At 66.7% G+C, this 19,286-nt stretch carries 21 protein-coding genes; 12 read left to right on the top strand and 9 right to left on the bottom strand.

The features are described 5' to 3' along the window. Nucleotides 1-10: 10 nt before the first annotated feature. The 7 genes from ABD793_RS00105 to ABD793_RS00075 form a co-directional block, all read right to left on the bottom strand. The gene (locus ABD793_RS00105; protein WP_344854113.1) at nt 11-1,681 is read right to left on the bottom strand and encodes an ABC transporter ATP-binding protein; all 1,671 of its coding nucleotides are present in this window, start codon (nt 1,679-1,681) and stop codon (nt 11-13) included. A gap of 86 nt (nt 1,682-1,767) precedes the next feature. Next, nucleotides 1,768-2,565: an ABC transporter ATP-binding protein gene (locus ABD793_RS00100; protein WP_344855737.1), complete on the bottom strand. Its 798-nt coding sequence runs from the start codon at nt 2,563-2,565 to the stop codon at nt 1,768-1,770. Between the two features lie 98 nt (nt 2,566-2,663). After that, the gene (locus ABD793_RS00095; protein WP_344854111.1) at nt 2,664-3,701 is read right to left on the bottom strand and encodes a FecCD family ABC transporter permease; all 1,038 of its coding nucleotides are present in this window, start codon (nt 3,699-3,701) and stop codon (nt 2,664-2,666) included. Between the two features lie 35 nt (nt 3,702-3,736). Next, nucleotides 3,737-4,804, bottom strand: coding sequence for a FecCD family ABC transporter permease (locus tag ABD793_RS00090; RefSeq protein ID WP_344854110.1), 1,068 nt, complete (start codon nt 4,802-4,804; stop codon nt 3,737-3,739). A 15-nt stretch (nt 4,805-4,819) separates the two neighbouring features. Beyond that, complete coding sequence (locus ABD793_RS00085; protein ID WP_344854108.1) at nt 4,820-5,830, bottom strand: ABC transporter substrate-binding protein; 1,011 nt, start codon at nt 5,828-5,830, stop codon at nt 4,820-4,822. Between the two features lie 45 nt (nt 5,831-5,875). Continuing rightward, the gene (locus ABD793_RS00080; RefSeq protein WP_344854107.1) at nt 5,876-6,865 is read right to left on the bottom strand and encodes an ABC transporter substrate-binding protein; all 990 of its coding nucleotides are present in this window, start codon (nt 6,863-6,865) and stop codon (nt 5,876-5,878) included. A gap of 27 nt (nt 6,866-6,892) precedes the next feature. After that, nucleotides 6,893-8,758: an SIP domain-containing protein gene (locus ABD793_RS00075; RefSeq protein ID WP_344854106.1), complete on the bottom strand. Its 1,866-nt coding sequence runs from the start codon at nt 8,756-8,758 to the stop codon at nt 6,893-6,895. Between the two features lie 129 nt (nt 8,759-8,887). Between ABD793_RS00075 and ABD793_RS00070 the strand changes: the two genes are divergently transcribed. The 8 genes from ABD793_RS00070 to ABD793_RS00035 all read left to right on the top strand — a co-directional run bounded on the left by ABD793_RS00070 (nt 8,888) and on the right by ABD793_RS00035 (nt 15,491). Then, nucleotides 8,888-10,477, top strand: coding sequence for a helix-turn-helix transcriptional regulator (locus ABD793_RS00070; RefSeq protein WP_344854105.1), 1,590 nt, complete (start codon nt 8,888-8,890; stop codon nt 10,475-10,477). A gap of 96 nt (nt 10,478-10,573) precedes the next feature. Continuing rightward, on the top strand, nt 10,574-11,161 hold the full coding sequence (locus ABD793_RS00065; RefSeq protein WP_344854104.1) for a hypothetical protein: 588 nt from the start codon (nt 10,574-10,576) through the stop codon (nt 11,159-11,161). Nucleotides 11,162-11,455: 294 nt separating this feature from the next. Further along, entirely contained in the window at nt 11,456-11,851 is a 396-nt protein-coding gene (locus ABD793_RS00060) for a helix-turn-helix domain-containing protein (RefSeq protein ID WP_344854103.1), read from the top strand. A gap of 96 nt (nt 11,852-11,947) precedes the next feature. Further along, nucleotides 11,948-12,244 carry a Scr1 family TA system antitoxin-like transcriptional regulator gene (locus ABD793_RS00055; protein WP_344854102.1) on the top strand — a complete coding sequence of 99 codons (297 nt, stop codon included), beginning with the start codon at nt 11,948-11,950 and terminating at the stop codon, nt 12,242-12,244. Nucleotides 12,245-12,345: 101 nt separating this feature from the next. Then, nucleotides 12,346-13,122 (top strand): SAV_915 family protein, encoded by a 777-nt coding sequence (locus tag ABD793_RS00050; RefSeq protein WP_344854101.1) that lies wholly within the window; start codon nt 12,346-12,348, stop codon nt 13,120-13,122. Between the two features lie 3 nt (nt 13,123-13,125). Continuing rightward, a complete protein-coding gene (locus ABD793_RS00045; protein WP_344854100.1) occupies nt 13,126-13,476 on the top strand; it encodes a hypothetical protein in 351 nt (116 codons plus the stop codon). Nucleotides 13,477-13,502: 26 nt separating this feature from the next. Beyond that, a complete protein-coding gene (locus ABD793_RS00040; RefSeq protein ID WP_344854099.1) occupies nt 13,503-14,750 on the top strand; it encodes a hypothetical protein in 1,248 nt (415 codons plus the stop codon). 255 nt (nt 14,751-15,005) lie between these two features. After that, entirely contained in the window at nt 15,006-15,491 is a 486-nt protein-coding gene (locus ABD793_RS00035; RefSeq protein ID WP_344854098.1) for a hypothetical protein, read from the top strand. An 80-nt stretch (nt 15,492-15,571) separates the two neighbouring features. Here the strand turns inward: ABD793_RS00035 and ABD793_RS00030 are convergent, their stop codons facing one another. Further along, on the bottom strand, nt 15,572-16,231 hold the full coding sequence (locus ABD793_RS00030) for an IS481 family transposase (protein WP_344854097.1): 660 nt from the start codon (nt 16,229-16,231) through the stop codon (nt 15,572-15,574). Nucleotides 16,232-16,426: 195 nt separating this feature from the next. On the opposite strand from ABD793_RS00030, the gene ABD793_RS00025 reads away from it, so the two are divergent. Continuing rightward, nucleotides 16,427-16,627, top strand: coding sequence for a hypothetical protein (locus ABD793_RS00025; RefSeq protein WP_344854096.1), 201 nt, complete (start codon nt 16,427-16,429; stop codon nt 16,625-16,627). Between the two features lie 131 nt (nt 16,628-16,758). Beyond that, on the top strand, nt 16,759-16,974 hold the full coding sequence (locus ABD793_RS00020; protein ID WP_344854095.1) for a hypothetical protein: 216 nt from the start codon (nt 16,759-16,761) through the stop codon (nt 16,972-16,974). A 380-nt stretch (nt 16,975-17,354) separates the two neighbouring features. Here the strand turns inward: ABD793_RS00020 and ABD793_RS00015 are convergent, their stop codons facing one another. Next, nucleotides 17,355-18,545 carry a helix-turn-helix domain-containing protein gene (locus tag ABD793_RS00015; RefSeq protein WP_344854094.1) on the bottom strand — a complete coding sequence of 397 codons (1,191 nt, stop codon included), beginning with the start codon at nt 18,543-18,545 and terminating at the stop codon, nt 17,355-17,357. Nucleotides 18,546-18,663: 118 nt separating this feature from the next. Here ABD793_RS00015 and ABD793_RS00010 point away from each other — a divergent pair, with 118 nt between their 5' ends. Together ABD793_RS00010 and ABD793_RS00005 are read left to right on the top strand one after the other, a co-directional pair. Next, nucleotides 18,664-18,945 carry a hypothetical protein gene (locus tag ABD793_RS00010; protein WP_344854093.1) on the top strand — a complete coding sequence of 94 codons (282 nt, stop codon included), beginning with the start codon at nt 18,664-18,666 and terminating at the stop codon, nt 18,943-18,945. Between the two features lie 102 nt (nt 18,946-19,047). Continuing rightward, the coding region (locus ABD793_RS00005; protein ID WP_344854092.1) for a helix-turn-helix domain-containing protein at nt 19,048-19,286 on the top strand (239 nt) is incomplete at its 3' end.

Below are 19,286 nucleotides of genomic sequence, written 5' to 3'. Positions count from 1 at the left end.
GGTGCCGTGGTCATAGAGCCGCCGCCTTGTCGAGTGCCGGCTTGTCGGCGTGCAGGTCGATGACGCGGTCGCAGCAGCCGAGCAGGGCTGGGGATGAGGCGATCAACAACGTCGAACGCCCCTCCCGTATGCCCCGTAGCCGGTCGGCGATGGCCTGTTCGGTGACCGAGTCCACGGCGGTGGTCGGATCGTGCAGCACCAGTATGGGTGCGTCGGTGGCGAAGGCGCGGGCGAGCGCAACCCGCTGACGCTGGCCACCGGAGAGTCGGTTGCCGTTCTCCCCGACCAGACTATCCAGGTCGGTGGCGAAGTCCTCACATGCGGCAGCCTCGACCGCTGTGTTCAGCTGGTCGGGTGCGCTGGTGGGAGTGGTGAGGTTGTCGCGGATCGTGCCGGTGAACAATGTCGTCCGGTGCGGTGCGACGGTCACCTGCAAGCGGTATTCCGCCGGGGTCAGTTCTTTCGCTGGATGCCCGCCGAGGCCTATGGCCACGTAACGGTCGTCGTCCGGGTTCAGGAGCGCGTCGGCGATGCAGGCTGCGGTCCGGTTGTCGGCACGTATCCCCACCAGCTCACCGGGCTCGACCCGGTGCGTCGCACCGGACACGCAGATGTCCAAGAGGCAGGCGTCCAGCGCGGACACGTCGAGTGTGGGCGGCTTCGCGCTGCCTGGTCTCATCCGCTCGTCGGGTCCGGGCTCCACGGCGCGGGTGTTGTCGAGGGCGTCGAGGATGCGTGCGGCCGAGGCGTGGGCACTTGCGAGGTTGGGGATGGACGTGCTCGCGATCGCCTGGATCTGCGGGAGCAGTGCTTGGGTGAGGCCGACCGTGGTGATCAGTCCGCCGATGCTCAACCGGCCGTCGACCGCGAACCAGCCTGCCAATCCCGTCACAGCGGCGACAAACACACCGTTGACCACGCCGGAGACGATCTGGAACCTGCCCAGCAGCCCGGCGTTGCGTTTCGCACCGTCCAGGGTCTCCTGGCTGGCCTGTTCGTAGCGTCGGGTTGCTTCCGTTTCGGCGTGTATTCCTTTGATCACGCGGTAGCCGGCGACCAGATCGGTGGCCCGCCCGATGGCGGCCGCCAACAGCCCTTGATACACGCGGGTGCTGTGGGAGAGTCGCTTGCTGAGCATCCCCATCAGCCACACCACCGGTGGTGCGCCGACGAGCACCAGGACACCGAGGAGCCGGTGGGCGGCCAGCAGCGAGCTGGCGATGAACCCGATGGACGCGATCCTCGAGATCGGCAGGGTCGCGAGCAGGCCACCGTTGGCCAGGCGGCCGACGTCGTTGGTCATGGTCGAGACGACATCGCCGCCGGGGGCGCGGACGGTTCCGCGGATGGGGTGGAGTACCTGCCTGGAGAGGGTGGCCCGCAGCCGGTGTTGCAGCACTTGCAGTGCATAGACGTTCAGCCGGTTGGTGAGTCTGGCCGCAGCCGTCAACGCGACGTACAGGGCCGCCAGCACCCCGATCCACAGCAGCAACTGGCCGGTGCTCCCGGTGGCCACGGCCCGGTCGATCGCAAGCCCCGTCACGACCGGGACCGCGGACTCGCCGACCTGCCACACGATCGCCAACATCATGGCGGGGATCGTGATCCGTGGGATCGAGAAGACCACCCGCGCCAGGAATCGGCCGGGCGTGTCCCTGCTCTTGCCCCCGAACAGGCGCACCCGCGGAGGTTTGGCAGGTGCCTGACCCAGCACCGGCAACCACCGGGTCAGCAGTCCCCGGCCAAGCCCAGCCGGGTCGGTCCGTCTCATGGCCGTTCCCGGGTTCGCTCGCGGCCCAGCGGCACCACAGACGGTGTGCCCACCACCGGATCCGGCATCACCAGGCAACGCAGCCCGAAGACCTCCTCCACCAGGTCGGCGGTGACAATCTCGCCGGGCGGGCCTTCGGCAACAACGTTGCCGTCCTTCATGGCGATCAGGTGTGTGCCGTAGCGGGCGGCGTGGTTGAGGTCGTGGAGAACGGCGACCAGGGTGTGGCCGATGTGGTTGAGGTCGGTGAACAGCTCCAGGAGTTCGATCTGATGGGCGATGTCGAGGAAGGTCGTGGGCTCGTCCAGCAGCAGGAGGTCGGTGTGCTGCGCGAGCGCCATCGCCACCCAGACCCGTTGCCGCTGCCCGCCCGAGAGCTCGTCCACGGGCCGTCCCGAAAGGTCGGTGACGGCGGCGGCGTCCATCGCCCTCAGCACGGCCTGCTCGTCGGCCTCGGTCCACTGCCGGACCAGCTTCTGGTAGGGATACCGGCCTCGCGCCACGAGGTCGGCGACCGTGATCCCGTCCGGCGCGATCGAGGTCTGCGGCAGCAGCCCTACCCGCCGCGCGACCTCTTTGGTCTGGTAGGACCGGATGTCCGCTCCGTCGAGGACGACGAGTCCTTCGGAGGGCTTGAGCAGCCGGGACAGCGCGCGCAGCAGCGTGGACTTGCCGCACGCGTTCGGTCCCACGACCACCGTGAACGACTGGTCCGGAATCGAGACCGACAGGTCCCTGGAGACTGCGCGCTTGTCATAGCCGATCGTCGCGGCATCGATGTGCAGGCGGGACAGCCCTTGCGATCCTGCGGCAGAGGCGCTGGACGCGAGGGGATCGGGAATGGCTGAGCGATCTTTCGACGTCACGGAACGGAGCGGACCGATGGATGTGTTCACAGGCGTCTCCTCGCTTCGGTGAACAGCAGCCAGCCGAGGTAGCCGCCGCCGAGCAGCACCGTGATCACCCCGACCGACAGCGGGGTCGGTACGACGTGCTGGGCGATGAAGTCCGCGGCGCCGAGCAGCAACGCCCCGGTCCAGGCAGCGGGGGCGAGAGTGATGCCGGGAGTGCGGGCCAGGCGGCGCGCGATCTGCGGGGCGGCGAGCGCGACGAACGCGATCGGGCCGGACGCCGCGGTCACCGTCGCCGTCAACGCGACGCCGACCACGACGATGGCCAGCCGGAAGGCACCGACGCGCACGCCCTGGGCTGCCGCCGCGTCGTCGCCGAGCTCCATCTGCCGCATCGGACGGCTCACCAGCCCCGCCAGTACCGCCAGGACGACGATGACAGTGCCGCCGATGGTGACCTGGTCCCAGGTGACCGCGTTCAGCGAACCCGCACCCCATGCGGCAGCAGCCATCGCGACGTCGAGGTCGGCCTTGAGGATCAGCCAGGTGTTCACCGAGCCGAGCATCGCCGATACGGCGATCCCGACAATGATGAGCCGGAAGCCCTGCACCCCGCGCCGGTAAGCGAACACGTAGACCAGCACCGCGGTGGCGATACCACCGACCAGGGCACCAAGGGCGACCGAGGCGTAGCCACTGCCGATCAGCAGGATCACCACCAGCGCACCGGTGTAGGAGCCGGTGGAGAATCCGATCACATCCGGTGACGCGAGTGGATTGCGGGTCAGCGACTGGAACATCGCGCCACTGACCCCGAGCGCGGCGCCGAACACGATCGTCGCCGCGACGCGCGGCAGCCGCCACTCGACCACGATGTCGTGCACGAGCCCGGACTCGCCGCCGGTCAACGCCGACAGCACCTGGCCGGCGCCGAGCCGGTACGAGCCGGTCGCCAAGGCCAGCAGGCCCACCGCGATCACCACGGCGAACAGGGCTGTGCAGATCACGACGCTGCGCAGGTCGATCCGCAGTCCCGCACGGCCGCGCCGGAGCACCAGCGTCCGGCGTCCGAACTCCACCCGGTCTGCACGGCCGCGTGCCCGCACACCCGCACTCACAGCCGGCTCGCTTTCTTGCGGCGGACGAGGACGACGAGGATCGGGGCGCCGAGGAATGCGGTGACGATGCCGACGGGAATCTCGCCGGGGTACATGGCGACGCGGCCGAGGATGTCGGAGGCCAGCAGCAGGCTGGGTGCCAGCAGCAGGCTGCAGGCGAAGATCCACCGTTGGTCCGGGCCGACGATCCAGCGGGCCACGTGCGGGATCATGAGCCCGACGAACCCGATGGGTCCGGCGATCGCGGTCGCTCCACCGGCCAGCAGGGTCAATGCGAGCACGGCCAGGATGCGGGTGCGGACCAGCCGCGCCCCCTGAGCCGCCGCCAGCTCATCGCCCAGGGCCATCGCGTTCAACGAGCCGGAGACCGCGAACGCGAGAAACAGTGCGAGGGCAAAGAACGGCAGGATCGGCCACACCACATCGAGGGGACGTCCGACGACGGAGCCGGCATGCCAGTCGCGCATCTGGTCGAAGGCATCCGGGTCGATCAGCGTCAAGGCGGTGGTGGCCCCGCCGAACATCGCGCCCACCGATACCCCGGCCAGCACCATCAGCACCGCCGACCGGCCTCGCCGGGTCGAGCCGAGCAGCAGCACCATGATCGTGACGATCAGCGCGCCGGCGAACCCGAACCACAGGTACCCTTCGATGCTGGTGATCCCCAGCAGCCCGATCGCGACCGCTACCGCGAACGACGCGCCCGCGTGCACGCCGAGAATCCCAGGCTCCGCCAACGGATTCCGGGTCAGCGCCTGGATCAGCGCCCCGGACAATCCCAGAGCCGCACCCACCACCAGTCCTACGACCGTGCGCGGCAGCCGGTAGTCGCTGACCGAGAACTGATCGGGAAGGGGCGACGGGTCGAACAGCGCATCCCACACCACCGACGGCGCGATCGCCTTCGACCCGATCAGCAGGCTCAGCACCGCCACGACCACCAGCAGCACGAGCGCCACGACCAGCCCGGCCGCTCGCCGACGAGCCGGGGAGCAACGAACGGGCGTCGGGGACGACGAGTCACCTCGGTGGGTCGTCGTCCCCGACGCGTTGGCGAGTGTCATCCCTTCACCGCGCAATCAGCCGGGCAGTCCGCGCAGGGCTTCACGCAGCCCGGTGAGGTTGAGGGTCCCCTGATGGAATCCGGACAGGCTGGTCGGGTATTTGACGCCGATCGCACGGCCCGCGGTGACCTGCGGGAGGGACTTCCAGACGTTGGATCCGAGCACCGGCGCGAAGTCTTCCGTCGGCGTGCCGCCGGGGCCTAGCGGGTAGATGATCACGTCCTCCTCGGCAAGCTCGCTCAACTGTTCCATCGAGAGTGCGCAGCGGGTCTTTCCGCCGGGGCATTCGGCGATCTTAAGTCCAGCCTCGGTGGCGTAGCGTGCCGCGAATTGCCCGGAAGGCTGCATCTCGACTTGTCCCTCAGGCGTATTCGCGTAACGGTTCAAGTACACAAACGTCAGTGACTCGATCTTCGAGGCGAACTCCTTTTTCAGCTCGGCAACGAGAACGTCATACTCCTGACTCAGCGATTCGATCGCATCGCTCTTGCCCACGGCGTCCGCAAGCTGGGTGTCGTTCGCTTTCCAATCGGCGGAGGTCCCGACGAGCACGGTGGGTGCGATCGACTGAAACCGATTCTCGTTCGAAGCCGCGGAGGACTGCTTCCAGACCTGGAGCGGGGTCTGGATCACGATGAGGTCCGGCTTCACCGCGGCGATGGCCTCGAAGTCGATCTCATCTACTCCGGACCCGACCTTCTCGGCGGACTGATAGGCGGCGGTCTCCTCCTTCGAGAACCACGTGGCCTGGTTGGTGAAGAAGGTCGATGCGGTGACGCCGACCGGCTTGACGCCGAGGTCGATGACCGACCCGACGGCGTTGCTGATCGCAACGACCCGCTGCGGACGGGCGGGGATCGTGACGGTGCCGTTGTCGGCGTGGAACTGACGGGTCTCGCTCGACGTGCCGCTCTGGGGTGTGCCGCTCCCCGAACCGCCGCTACAGCCAGCGAAGGTGAGCGCCGCACTGAGCAGCGCCGCGGCGGTCGCCGCAACGCGCCGTCTCCGAGGAGGGGCCATGGTCATGGGCGTGCTCTTCTTTCTCTATTCCGGGAGAAGGGGCCAGTGCGGTCACTTGCCAGCCAATTTGCTGAGGCCTTGTTCGAGCGACTCCAGGCTGGTGATCTTGCTCGGATAGGTGAGCGTCGTAGCGCACTTCACGCCGAGCGCTCGACCGGCGGAAACCTCGGGGAGCGATTTCCAGGCGTTGGACTCGACGACCGTCTCGAATTCCCGTTTCGTCTTTCCATCGGGCGTGAGGGGATAGAGGATCGCATCGACCTTGGCCAGATCGCCGAGCCGTTCCATGGAGACCGTCTCGTTGTCGATCTTCGTGCCTTTCGCGGTTTGTCCCCCGACGATGTTCAATCCCGCGTCCCCCGCATATCCCGAGCAATACCAGGCGCCGTACTCGCGGTTGAACGAGCCCTCATCCGTGGTGGTGTAGCGATCCACGACCGCGAACGTCGTCGAGCCGAGGAGGGACCGGTACTTGGTCTTGATCTCGGCAGTGAGCCGGTCGTAGGCTGCCTTGTCCTCGTTGAACGCACCGTGTTCGTCGACCGCGTCGGCGACCCGCGCGCCCTGGGTCTTCCATTTGGTGTTGTCGATCTCGATGTAGACGGTCGGTGCTATCGACGCCAGCCGATCGCGGTTGTAGGACTTCTTCCAGGCGAAGTCCGGGACATTGACAACGATGAGATCAGGTTTCAGGGCCGCGATCTTCTCGTAGCTGATGTTCGGGTACGCGCCGATGTCGGCCGCGGCGTCCTGGTTCGCCTTTTCTTCCGCGCTGAGCCAGGCGAGGTTGCTGCTGCCGGTCACCGGGGTCATCCCGACCGGCTTGACCCCCATCTCCAGAAAGAGATTGGCCGAGCCGACGGTGACGATCCGTTTCGGGTGGACCGGGATGTGGACGGTGCCGTTGTCGGCTGTGAAGCTGCGCATCTCACTGCTGCTCTGGGGCGTGCCGCTGGAACTGCTGCCGCATGCGGTCAGTGCGAGCGTGGTGCTGAGCAGCGCTCCGGCGAACAGCGCGGCTCGTCGTCTGAAGGGGGTCATGGGTGTCTCGCTTCTCACGGAGGGGGGTCAGTGGGTGCCGTCGGGCACGAGTTCGTGGATGGCGGTGCCCCAGCCGACCGCGTGAATCGCGGTGCGGACGAGCCCGGCGCGGGTGATGACGGCGTCGAGTTCAGCGGGGGTGCGCAGGCCGGAGCCGTGGCAGGTCAGGGCGAGCAGGTCGGCTTCGCCGTCGTGCTCATCGAGGTCGCCGGTGTCGAAGAGTTCCTCGATCAGCAGCACGCGGCCTCCCCGGCGGAGGTTCTCAGCTGCTCGGCACAGCGCGTGGGCGGCATCCGGGTCGGGGAGGGCTTTGAAGGCGCGGCTGATGAACACGGCGTCGGCGGCGGGGCTGGGCTCGAAGACGGATTGCTCAACCACGCCGACCCGCGCACGCTGCTGCTCGTCGGGGATGGCAGCGGGCAGGTCGCGGCGCAGCCAGCCGGCCTGCGCCGGCAGTGCGCAGATCGTCACGCGCAGGTCTTCGTGGGCGGCGACGAACTCGCGGGCCTGGGCGCCCGCACCGCCGGAGTGGATCACCAGGTGCCGGACCCCGGCGAGCAGATCGGACTTGGCGATCGGCTCGGCCAGCGCGGGCTGGAACTTGGCCAGGCGCTCCAGGTAGCGGTCCTCGTAATCCTGGTCGGCCCGCACGTCCGTGAAGGTCTGCCCGGTGACCGAGGCGTAGGAGGGCCGGCCGGTGCGGACGGACTCGGTAAGCCCGTGGATGCCGAGCATCTCGCGGCCCACCACGCCGGTGGGCCGCAGGGCGTCTGCGACGAACTCGTTGGTCAGGACCTCGCCGACGGGCGTCAGGCCGTAGTGGTCCGGCTCGGTCTCGGTCACGATGTCCAGGGCGTGCAGGTAGCGCAGCAGCTTGCCCAGCGCCCGCTCCTCGGCATCGGCCTTGACAGCCAGGTCCGCCACGCTGGTGACGCCGCGGGAGATCAGCTCGGGAACGCCCAGCTCCACAGCGGTGCGGATCGCGATCGGCGGGACCAACTCGGTCAGCTCGTGAAGCTTCTGGAACGGGGTGACCGTCTTCTCCGGGTCAGGCACAGCCGCGTCGGTCTCCAGTGCGACGGCCTCCCCTCGGCGCCAGTACCCGGTGAACTCGATGTCCTCCTTCGGCAGGCCCCGGTCCTCGACCAGGTGGCGGCGCAGATCCCGCACAGCTGTGTGCTCCCCGGCGAGCCACGCGAACAGACGGCCTTCCCTCCATTCGCTGTTCTTGACCGCGTCCAGCAGGAGGGTGGTCGTCCCTGCCTCAGCGCCACCTCGCACCAGCCAGGTCACCTCGACGTGCGGCAGCGCCCGCAGTTCCATTCGGTGAGCATTTTCGGCGACCTCGACGAACACCTGCGCCCGCGCGTCGTCAGGCAACTCGTCAAGCAGGCGGGCGATCGCGGGGATCGCCGTGTCGTCACCGGCTGCCAGGAGCCAGTCCGCATCGTGCGGGAGCGCCCGCGAGGTGCTCGGACCGTAGAAATGGATGCAGTTGCCTGGCTGGGCTCGGTAGGCCCAGGTGGTGCCGACACCGATGCCATGCTTGACGAAGTCGACGTCCAGTTCGCCGGTCTCGGGGTTCCAGCGGCGAATTGTGTAGGTCTTTGACAGTGGCCGGGGATCCCTCGGCAGGTCTAAGCCCTTCGCCTTCTGCACCGGCAGCACCGGCTCGGTCTGGCCCGGGTAGCAGAACACCAGCCGGATGTCGTCGTCGAAGCCGGATGAGTCGAACGCCGGCTGCGCCAATCCGTTGGCTGAGGTGAACTCACGAAGCTGCTCACCGGCCAGCGTGATCCGCCGCATCCCCGGTGTCAGGTCCGCCACCCGGACGACCTCGACCTCCCGCAGGGTCAGTGGATGCACGGTGAGCCGGCGCGAGGTCTTCGGCATGCTGAAAGCAGCCCTTTCCGATCGTTTCGAGGATGACAAGGCCGCGCGTCACCATCGGTAACACGGCCACGCTTAGGTTAGGTAAACCTCACTTGCAATGGTGTGCGCAGGCTGCCGTATCGTTAGGATGTGGCGAGTTCGTTCCCGACCACTCTGAGCACGAGCGGCCCGCCGCCGATTCCAGGAGCGCGGTCCGATTCGACAGGACATCCCCGCCGTCCACTGCTGATCTGGGTCCGCACTGGCACAGCGCACCTGCGCATCGACGATGCCGAGGCGTTCCACCTCACCACCGGGCAGGGCGCCTGGATTCCCGCGGACGGCTGGGAGCACCGTGCGATCGTCACTGAGCCGGGCACCGTGGCTTTTCCGCTGTGGCCCCATCCCGGTGCCGGATCGTTGTCGGAACCGAGGAGATTCGAGGTTCCCGATGGATGGCAGGACTGGCTGATCCAGCACTTCAACCTCCAGATCACTCCGCTGAGCGGTCGCGGATACTCCCAGGACGCGATCACCGGTCTCCTTCGCCGTTCCAGCTCGCGCCCGTCCGCATCTGCGCGCGTGCCTTCGGCATTGCTCGATCTGCCGGCGATGCCGAAAACACGTGGCGCCAGAGCGGTTGCCGAGGAGTTGATCCGCGACCCTGCGCTCGATCTCACCGTCGAGCAGTGGGCGACCCGGGTGCTCTCCAGCCCACGGACCCTGCGCCGCGACTTCCTCGCCGATGCCGGGCTCACCTTCGAGCAGTGGCGGCTGCACTGCCGGCTGACCGCGGCCGTGGGGTTCCTGGCGTCGGGGCACGACGTCGACCAGGTGGCCGCACGGGTGGGCTTCGCCAGCCGCAACGGCTTCACTCGCGCGTTCAAACAGCAGTTCGGACTGACGCCCCACGAGTTCAGCCGGAAGCTCTCCGCCAGCTCCGCCACCGCCGACCTGACGCAACGCGCCACCTTGGCACGTCAGACCGACGATCTCGTACGCATGGTGCGGGGAGACGGCGCTTCCGCGACCGCGCCCGACCTGCTGCCCGCTGCCCGCACACCCCGGCACGCCAACGACATGCATGTGCTCAGCTGGATGTATCGCGGCAGCGGATACCTCGATATCGGCGATCGTCGCTATGAGCGGCAGCGCGGCGTCGCGACCTGGATACCGACTGACGTGGAGCACACCACCGGCATCCGCGAGAACTCCATATCCCTGCCGCTCGGAAACGCCAGCACCGCCAGCCTGCGGCTGACCGAGCCGCTGCAGGTTCAATTCTCCCCTGCTTGGGACAACTATCTGATGTACTGCTCCATCAGCGCCCGTTCCATTCTCCGTCCAGACGACTACGATCCGCGCCATATCGTCGATCTATTCACCGAACAGCTGACCGCACAGCGGGCCTTATCGGTGCCGATGCCTGTCGATCCGCGTGCGCGTGCAACGGCGATGGACTACCTGCGACGCATCGACGCGTCAAGCGAATCAGCAGTGTCCGACTTCCCCGCTGAGGTCCACCGAGCCTTCCGCGACGAGACCGGCATGACCGTCGCCCGCTGGCGTTACGCGGCCCGCATGCGCATCGCCCGTGACTTGCTGGCCGGCGGCGCGAAGCCCAGTGCTGTCGCCCGCCGCGTCGGCTACCGCCACCTCCCGACCTTCAGCGCCGCGTTCTCCCGCTTCCACGGCATCTCGCCACGTGAATATCAGGAACGCGAGACCGGGAAAGCCTGACCCACGTCTCACGCGGCAACAGCCGATCGCCGACCGCGCCCAACGAGCCGGCGAGCAAGCGGACGACCCCTCCGGTTGGCCGGTGCGCGCTGGAACTTGACGCAGGTACTGCTGGCAGACAAGCGTGCCGATGCAGCGGAGGCCGTCGCTATGTCGGCAGTGGCGGACGTGCGCGCCGACCTCAGGGTCGAGAACTCCGACGCAATGGCGGTGTCTGGCGCGCTTCTGCTCATTGCCGCCGTGGCCGCCGTCCGCGACGGCAAGGTCTGGGCTGGTCGCGACTATCTCCGGCAAGTTGCACCGTTGGCCGACCGCATCGGCAACCGCAACGTTTGCTGGACCGCGTTCGGCCCGGTCAACGTCGCTATGTACGCCGTCTCCATCGAGGTCGAGTCGGGCGAAGCCGTTGAAGGACTACGGCTGGCCGCCAAGGTCGACCACGAACGCTCACCTTCGATCGAGCGGAGGGTGGCGTTCCTGCTAGAACAGTCGAAAGGCTACCTCCAGCGGCGAGAGTACAAAGAAGCCCTGAACCTGCTCGAAGCCGCCGAAACAGATGCACAGGAAGACGTCCGTTTCCGGCCGGCGGCGCACGCCCTGGTTCGTTCTCCCATGGAACGTGGACGTCGCAGCGAAGCGCACGAGGCAGCCCGGCTCGCCACCCGTATCGGCCTTCCGGGCTGACAGCCCCGTCCAGTTCGCGGGTAGCCCGAACCCACAGTTCGGGCTACCCGCCGGTTACCGACGTAGCGTCTCTTCGAGTTCTTCTCGTACTGGTAAGGGGCGCAGGTGACCGGCTTGTCGAGCACGACCCGTCACGGCGATGGAGACAGATCATCGTGCCGGGCTGCATGTGCCCTGTCGAAAGGGCCGGTGAGCTGCACGTGAACTGATGGATTTGCGACGACGGCACAGAGGTCGACACCGACCCCGAACTCGGCGAAATCATCGTTGCCACCAACGAACAAGGCATGCCGAGTGAGCCAGCTGAGTAACTATGGCCGCCCTCGCATCACCATCCTCGGAGCGGCCCTGCGCAAAGCCCGCAAGGACGCGAGCGACGGACTCCGCGAGCTGGCGCGACGCATCGACGCGAACCCAGCACTGCTGTCGAACTGGGAGTTCGGGCAACGCACCCCCAGCCTAGAAGACGTAGCCGCCATCCTCGGCGCCCTCGGTGCCTCCGGCGACGACAAGAAGTTCATCCTGCACCTCGCACGAACCACCGAACCGAGCGTGATCATCCTCGGCGACCAGGACAACCCGGGTCACGCAATGGCCCTTCGTGCCTGCGACGACGCCGCGTCTTCGATCACCCTCTGGAACCCGATGGCGGTACCAGAGCTGCTGCAACTGCACATGGAACATGCGTAGAGAGCGCCGAGTCATCTTCGCTGGTCGGGACGCCAAGCCCATCAACGCCTACCTGGGTGAAGCCGCTCTCGCCGGGCGGATCGCGCACCCGACACGATGGCCCGCCAGCTACGGTTTCTCTGCAAACTGAACACCACGGCGAACGTCACAGTCCGCGTCGTTCCGTCCGGCATTAGCGAACACGCCGGATCGTCCGGCTCGTTCACTTTGTACGACCTGCGCCAGGGCCTCATCGGCTACCTCCGCCATCACGCCGCCGGCTCCTTCATCCCTGATCACGACGGGGACTACCGCAGCCTCGTCAACCAGCTCGACCAGCTCGCGCTGCCCAAGCAGCAATCCTCCGCCGCGATCTCCCAGCTCGCCGTGGGACTTGACCCGAACACCGGGTAGCCACCGCAAGGTCCGGGTCTGGCTCAAGCCGTCCGAGTCTGTCAGCGCTCAGGTAACACCACCGTCGGCTCGGTCTCGTATATTTGCTGGCGAGACCAATCATGAACGACGGCGACTGTTTACGATCTGCTGACAACCTCTGCTCTCATCGCTACAGTGACTGCGCGGCCACGGACGGTCGCGCAGTGCAGGGGGAGGGAAAGGTGGGGCGATCAGCCGCGTCCAATGTCGTCCAGGCTCTGGTACGGCTCGATGACATACCCGAGCGGCTGCCGGACCTGGTGTTCGTGCTGGTCACGCTGGGCGAAGGCGGGCAACCGGGCGGGCTTGAGGTACGCCCTACCGCGCGGAAAGAGCTCGCGGTCGCGGCGTATTCGTCGATCGACCGAATGGTCGACGCCTGCGGGAGCGGGCAGCCGTGGGCGCAGCTCACCCGGGATCGGCTGATCGAGGTCTGCCATGAGCTGGGGATCGGCGTCGTAGTCCTCGACGCCATACTAGATCTCGCGCCACGCTATCCGGAGACCGACAGTCGCGACCAGCCGCCGCTGGAGCCGGCTGATCCGCTAGACGAGCAAGACGGCTATCTCTACGTGCCATCCCGACCTGTTCGGACCGGCCAGTACGTGGTGGAGCTGGAACTGCAGCCGGTCCGGAGCGGGCGGCCAGTGCTGTTCGCCTACACCTCACCGGAGCTGTTGACCGCGGGGTGCGGCCCGTATCAACCGTGGGTGGCGATCGACGCTGACGACCTCGAAGCTGTCGTGCATGAGTCTGGCGCACACGGGGTGCTGCTCAATCCCGTGCTCGCCGAAGAGTCCCGGCACACTGCGCCCGTCCGCAACTGGACGTCACGGTCGGCAATCGGAGGGGAGTAAGGCATGTCTATGCCCTATGGGGACACCGGCAGTGGCTACAGCTTCACAGAAGGAGCGCTCACCGGCATCGTCGGCCAGCTCCGCGATGGGGAGAAGGTGCTCGACGACACCACTTCACGAGTGGTGCTGGCTGTCGATGCAGGCGCGTCGTCCGCCATCGTCGGGACCGTCCTGGACGACATTATGAAGATGGGTGTCGGCGCCGCAGGTGCAGCGGGTGGGTCTGCTGCGAAGGTCCACGCGGCCAACGGCGCCTACGACGACATCGAAAACAACAACGCCGGGCAACTCAAGCTCAACGGCCAGCACGACGACGATCCAGACACCCAGCGCGAAATACACGTCCACGGCTAAAATCCATGGCTGAAGGGGAGAGCAGCATGGGACAAGCACTCAACACCACCGTCAACGGCTCATCCGGCACCTGCACCGCCGCCGCGGACTGGCTGCACACCGTCGCCGACGCCGGACATCACGCCGCCGGGAACGTCCGCGCGGCCCGAAGCGCGGCCGAAGCCGGCTGGCACGGCCCAGCCAGCCAGGCATTCCGGGAATCAATCGACAACATCGACGTCACCGCCGACGACATGGCCAACTGGGCGGCCACCACCGAACGCGGCCTGCGCGAGTTCGCCTCCTCGCTGGGCGCTGTGGTCGCCCGCATGAACGAAGCACTGGCCAAAGCCCACGCAGGCGGGCTGCGGGTCGACGGGCCGTTCATCGTCGAACCCGACCCGATCCCGATGGTTAAGCCCGGCACCCCGATCGAGGTCTGCACCGCGGGCGGTGCGACCCGCGCCGTCGGCACCTATCAAGGCGACATCAAGCAGTACAACAGCCTCGTCTCCCAGCACAACGCCAAAGTCGCGATCTACAACGAATGCAAAGCCATCGTCGACGCCGCACGCACCACTGAAGGCAACGCACACCAAGCACTCCGCCAAGCGATCCAGCCGCCATCAGGTCGCCTCGACATCGACGCCTACAAGGTCGGCACCACCACCATTGCCCGCGTCAACAGCTATATCAGCTCCTTCGAAAATCCCCGCATGGAAGCCCTGCAGAGAGCTCAACGCGCCGCAACCAGCGCGCAATTCTTCGACGGTTGGGCCAACGGCACCCTCATCAACATGACGCCCGAGGACAAAGCTCTCCTCAAATGGGCAGCCGACGAATCGCGCGGCAATAAGGCGTCCTACGAAACCCGTGCACAACAATTTGAACAGTACGTCAATAAGGTGCCAGAGAAGGCGCGCGAGTGGATCGCAAAATATCCAGGAAAGGGGAGTATTCATGTTCTCCCAGACGACGCAAGTCTGGGCTTGAAAGCCGGACAGAAACTACTCAAGGGGATGCCATACGTTGGCAGTGCCCTGACGGTCGCAAACGAGTCGATCGGAGCTGCTAGCGGTGAGCAATCGTGGGGTAAGGCGGTTGCAGACTCCGGCGGTTTGATCGTAGGGGGCGCGGTCGGTGGTGCGCTTGCGAGCGCAGGGGCCAGCGCAGCCGCGGGCGCTGTCTTTGGCGCGCCACTAGGCCCATTTGGCTCTTTCATTGTCGGCACGGCAGGCGGAATCGCAGGCGCAATTGGCGGCCAGGCAGTGGCCGACTGGCTTGTGCCGAAATAAGTAGAAAGCCAAGGTTATATGACGACCGATGCGCCAGACTCAGGTAGCGAGAGCGGGCCAGGCGAACTCCCTCCGCGCCCAGATTCCGATACCGGGGAACCATTCCCGCCGCACGGACTCAGCTATCTCGGAGGCAAGCAGCAACCGCATTACACTGACCCTACCCGCGAGCAACGACTCTCCCATAGGCCGGATCCCCCGCCTGGCAAAGGTCCTGTTCTCGCATGGCACCGAGAGAGTCGCAGCGGGAAGGTTATGAACGTTATTGTCGCTTTCCTGCTGATGCTTGCACTGGTGGCTGGCGTTTCCCTAGTTCGCGGAGAGGGACTAAGCGCGTTCCAGTATTGGCAGCTGTGGATTGTCATTGCGGTATTTACCTTCTTGACAAGCAGCCCATTCACCTACTTGACTTATGCAGCCGGTGCAGATTGGCTGATGGTGGAACGTTCGCGCTGGGGTGTCAAGAAGCGCACCTGGATTGACTTGTACAATCTCACCAAGGTCGACGCTTCCTACGGGGGGACAACGTTCCATCTATGGCTTCACAGCAAAGAGGGCGGGTTCTCTCGCAGTACGGAAGAACTTCAACGAGATCGCCGAATATGGGACCTCACATATAACGGAATTCTGCATTCGGTGGCCAGCGGTGCACAGGTCAGCAATCAAGCAGTCGGCATCCTTCAGTTGAACAAGACACCCGCCCTAAAGCTTCGGGACACCGGAAAACGCTACAACCTGTAGTGTATCTGCGGCGGATCCGGCGCCCACCCTCCCCTCGCGGAGCCGGAACCTGTGTGTGCCGAAAACCACCTCCATGCAGGTCAAGCCGCATTCCGATACTCATGAACGACTCCGCCGAGACAGTCCCGTCGGCGGATCGCGAGGCGGTCGAACCGATCGGGTTCACGAAGGCCGGGCCGGGCTCGCAAAAGTGCCGCAGCGGCAAGCGATCGGTGGGTTCGGTGCAGGTTTTGGTGCCGCTCGTCCTCGCGCAGCGCGTGCCGGAGATAAGTCTGGTTCCAGATCAGCGTGCAGCCCAGCAGTTCCGCGCGCAGCGTCTTCACCCAGCGTTCCGTGATCGCGTTCACGCGAGGCATCCCGACACCGATCAACACCGTGGTGATTCCCGCGCCGTTGAGGATCTTGTCGAGCAGCGCGGGATATTTGGCATCGCGGTCACGGATGAGGACCCTGACCCGCGCAACGCCCCCGGTGTCCTCGAAGTCCATGAGCAGATCGCGGACGGCTTGCGTGATGACCCAGGCATGGGTGCGGTGTGCGATGGTGCCGAGAATGCGGACACGCCGGCCAGCCTGGTGGACGGCCGCGAGAATGTACTGGCACTGCCCGGCGAACGTGACCGTTTCGATGAAGTCCATCGCCAGGATCGCCGCAGTCTGCAAGCGCAGGAAGACCGCCCAGGTAACGGTCGTCCGGTGCGGGGCGGGATCGACGCCGGCAGTCTTGAGGATCTCCCACACGGTGGAGGCGGCGATCGTGATACCCAGGAGCGCAAGTTCGCCGTGAATGCGCCGGTACCCCCGGAAGGGTTCTCGGTTGCCAGGCGCAGGACGAGGCGGCGGATCGACGCGACTGTACGCGGACGCCCGAGCCTACGGTGCTCGCTTGTGCGCACGTGGCGATGCCTCGCCAGCTCGCGATGCCACCACAGCACCGTGCCCGGGCCGACCAGCAGCCCGGAGCCGGCGCAACGTCGCCCGGCCCAGGGGCGCGAGCAGGGCCGCAAGCCACGCCCTGTCCTCAAACCGCAGTCGTGCGCGCTGATCACCGAGTTGTCTGCGCAAAACCGTGAGTTGATGGCGCAGAGCGAGGATCTCGACATCCTTCTCGCGGTCGGTCATGCACAGCAGCCGTAGCGTGGCGAAGGCATGGGCGACGGCGAGACAGGAGAAGCGGACCAGCACGAGCCACGATCATGCCGGATGGCAACCGGCCACACGCCGACGTCTGCTGACCTGCACAAACGCATTTCTCGGCACGTACACCCATGACCGGCACCCGCCGCGACCTCAGCCAGGAAGAACACGAAGCATTCTGGACCTGGGCCGCCGTCGAAGTGCTGCGCCACACCGGAATCCGGATCGAGGAACTCACCGAGCTCACCCACCACAGCTTCGTGCAATACAAGCTGCCACCACCGGCGAGCTCGTCCCGCTGCTGCAGATCGTCCCGTCCAAAACCGACGCCGAACGGCTGCTGCTGATCAGCCCGGAACTGGCCGACGTGCTCCGCCGATCCCGCACACGGTGGCCGACCGCACCACGGCCGTGATCCGGCACGTGCCCTCGCCCACCGACACCCCGAGTACGCGGGAACCCGCCGGGCGTCCGGGTCCCCGGCGGGCACGCAGCTTCTCGTCACGAGCGAGAGGCAATCCACCATTACTGATCGTCCAGCGCACACCCAGACCGTCCGCGCAGCCCTAGGCGAAGCGCCGCTATGGCCGTCCTGGCGGCCGGCCGCCAGCCTCGACCGCGTATGGAGCGCCACGCTCGGTGGCGCCCTGGTCGGGCAGCCTCAGCGGACGTGAAACGCACAAAGGTCTCACCTCCCGGGACGAGGAGGTGGGGCACTGCTGTGTGATCAGACCTTGATTCCGGCCCAGCGGGCGAACCCGGCCAGTGACTCGGTGCGGCGGCGTTCGGAGGTCGCGAGCGCCCGAACAGTCTCGGTGACCGACGGATGATGCCGAGCGACGTTCGGCGCAACCCTGCGCGCGGCGTTCAGCTCGGTAAGGGTCCGACCACGGTCACCGTGCAGCATCCACGCCCGAGCCATATCGATGTGGTGGTGCCCGACCCGCTCGGGACGACGGGGGTCCTCCACAGCAACCTGAGCGGCGCGGCGAACAGCCTCCGCACCATCATAGTTCTCGACCGGCGCGGCGCACCAATGCACGATGATGTTCGTCGTGCTGGCGTCCACGCCGTAGTACGGGACGGCTGGCGGCTGGAACTCCCTCGCGAACCCCTGCGCCTCCGACAGGTAGCCGTCGGCCTCATCCGGGTCACCTGCGCGCGCTGCGAGGATCGCCGCGCGCAGGTCGAGCTGGATCGTCACGGCGCGATCGTTCGTCCCGGTACCGACGTTCTGGCGGGCCCTGTCGAGCAGCCTCAGCCCAGTGCGGTAATCACCGTGCTGCAGGTATCGAGTGCTGCGGTGATAGGCGCTGATAGCGATGCGGAGCGGATCCCCCGTAGCCGGTGCCAGCTGGATGTGGCGTTCAGACGCGATCGCCGCAAGTTCCGCCTGCCGGTAACGGCCGGCTACGGTCGCCGAAACCCGGTAGGCGTCATGCAGCGCCGAACGCGCCCGCTCGCCCGCGTGGCCCGGCTGGTCAGCAAGGATATACAGGTGATGTAGCAAGTTCGGCAACTCGGTAAGAACGTCCGAATTCCGGAGGGTCAGCACCTGGTCCGAGGCCGCGGCAAGCCGGGCCATTATGGCGTCGGTGGTGAGCGGGGCGCCTTCGGGATGCGGGTCGTCGTAAGCGTCGAGCGCACGGCGCAGCTCGGCGATGCCAGCAGACTCGGCGCTGGGCTCGTCGATCACCTCGTTCTCGCGGGTGCCGTAAAGGGTCGAGATCTTCACGCCAAGCGTGCGCGCCGCACCGGCGACGAACGCCGCGCTCGGCGGCTTCGCGCCCTGCTCAACCTTCTTGACCAGCGAGTGAGAAAAGTTCGTGCGCTGCGCCAGCTGCGCCTGACTCAGCCCCTTGAGCTTGCGGGCCGCCTTGAGCCGGTCGGCGACGCTATCTCCGGAGAGATCGTGCATTCAGTGCTCCTGCCGTCGGCCGGGGACAGTGTCCCTTCGGTGTCCCTCCAGCGTAACAACCGCTCATAGCCTCAGACTCGGTAACTGCCAGCTATCGAGCCTGCATGGAGGGTGCACGGTGACGATGCGGATCACGGGTGAGCTGCCTGCCGAGGACGTGACGGCGGTGGCCTACGTCGTGCGGCGGTGGGCGAAGGATGGCCGGAATCACCGGTTCGCGCGTGAGCAGGACGGTGCCGAGGTGTGCTGGCCGAGGTGCACGCGGGGGAAGCCGATCCCGCAGCGCACCTGCTTCCGCGATGAGCTGTCGCCCGAGCTCGGCGACGATCGCGACCGGTCGGTGGACTGCCGGACGTGTTTCTTCACCGGGCCACGCACGCCGCGAAAGCCGTTGTGGTGACGATGGGCAAGTGGGTCACTGATGATGGGGCCGTGGTGCTCGACGGCAACGCCGAGACCGGCGATGACGAGCCCCACGCCGAGAACGAGTGAGGCGCGATACGTGAGCGATCAGAAACCAGGACCATCCCGCAACGTGCTGCTGGGCGTCGCGCTCCGCGCAGCACGGGGACGCGCCCACTTCGGACTCCGGGAACTGGCCCGCCGGGTCGGGACCAACCCCGCCCTGATCTCCAACTGGGAACTCGGCCAACGCACCCCCTACGTGGTCGACGTCGCCGGCATCCTCGGCGCCCTCGGCGTCACCGGCGACGACAAACGACGCATCCTGCAACTCGCCCG

The organism is Amycolatopsis ultiminotia (assembly GCF_039536925.1).
GTDB classification, from domain to species: domain Bacteria; phylum Actinomycetota; class Actinomycetes; order Mycobacteriales; family Pseudonocardiaceae; genus Amycolatopsis; species Amycolatopsis ultiminotia.
Note: the sequence above shows the minus strand (reverse complement) of the source record. Positions and strands in the feature narration are given on the sequence as shown.

Bases quoted from the DNA above. Each gene is read 5' to 3' on its own strand.
- ABD793_RS00090 (WP_344854110.1), bottom strand. From the start codon at position 4,804: ATGACACTCGCCAACGCGTCGGGGACGACGACCCACCGAGGTGACTCG.
- ABD793_RS00085 (WP_344854108.1), bottom strand. From the start codon at position 5,830: ATGACCATGGCCCCTCCTCGGAGACGGCGCGTTGCGGCGACCGCCGCG.
- ABD793_RS00080 (WP_344854107.1), bottom strand. From the start codon at position 6,865: ATGACCCCCTTCAGACGACGAGCCGCGCTGTTCGCCGGAGCGCTGCTC.
- ABD793_RS00075 (WP_344854106.1), bottom strand. From the start codon at position 8,758: ATGCCGAAGACCTCGCGCCGGCTCACCGTGCATCCACTGACCCTGCGG.
- ABD793_RS00055 (WP_344854102.1), top strand. From the start codon at position 11,948: ATGGCCCGCCAGCTACGGTTTCTCTGCAAACTGAACACCACGGCGAAC.
- ABD793_RS00050 (WP_344854101.1), top strand. From the start codon at position 12,346: ATGAACGACGGCGACTGTTTACGATCTGCTGACAACCTCTGCTCTCAT.
- ABD793_RS00045 (WP_344854100.1), top strand. From the start codon at position 13,126: ATGTCTATGCCCTATGGGGACACCGGCAGTGGCTACAGCTTCACAGAA.
- ABD793_RS00040 (WP_344854099.1), top strand. From the start codon at position 13,503: ATGGGACAAGCACTCAACACCACCGTCAACGGCTCATCCGGCACCTGC.
- ABD793_RS00035 (WP_344854098.1), top strand. From the start codon at position 15,006: ATGAACGTTATTGTCGCTTTCCTGCTGATGCTTGCACTGGTGGCTGGC.
- ABD793_RS00020 (WP_344854095.1), top strand. From the start codon at position 16,759: ATGACCGGCACCCGCCGCGACCTCAGCCAGGAAGAACACGAAGCATTC.
- ABD793_RS00015 (WP_344854094.1), bottom strand. From the start codon at position 18,545: ATGCACGATCTCTCCGGAGATAGCGTCGCCGACCGGCTCAAGGCGGCC.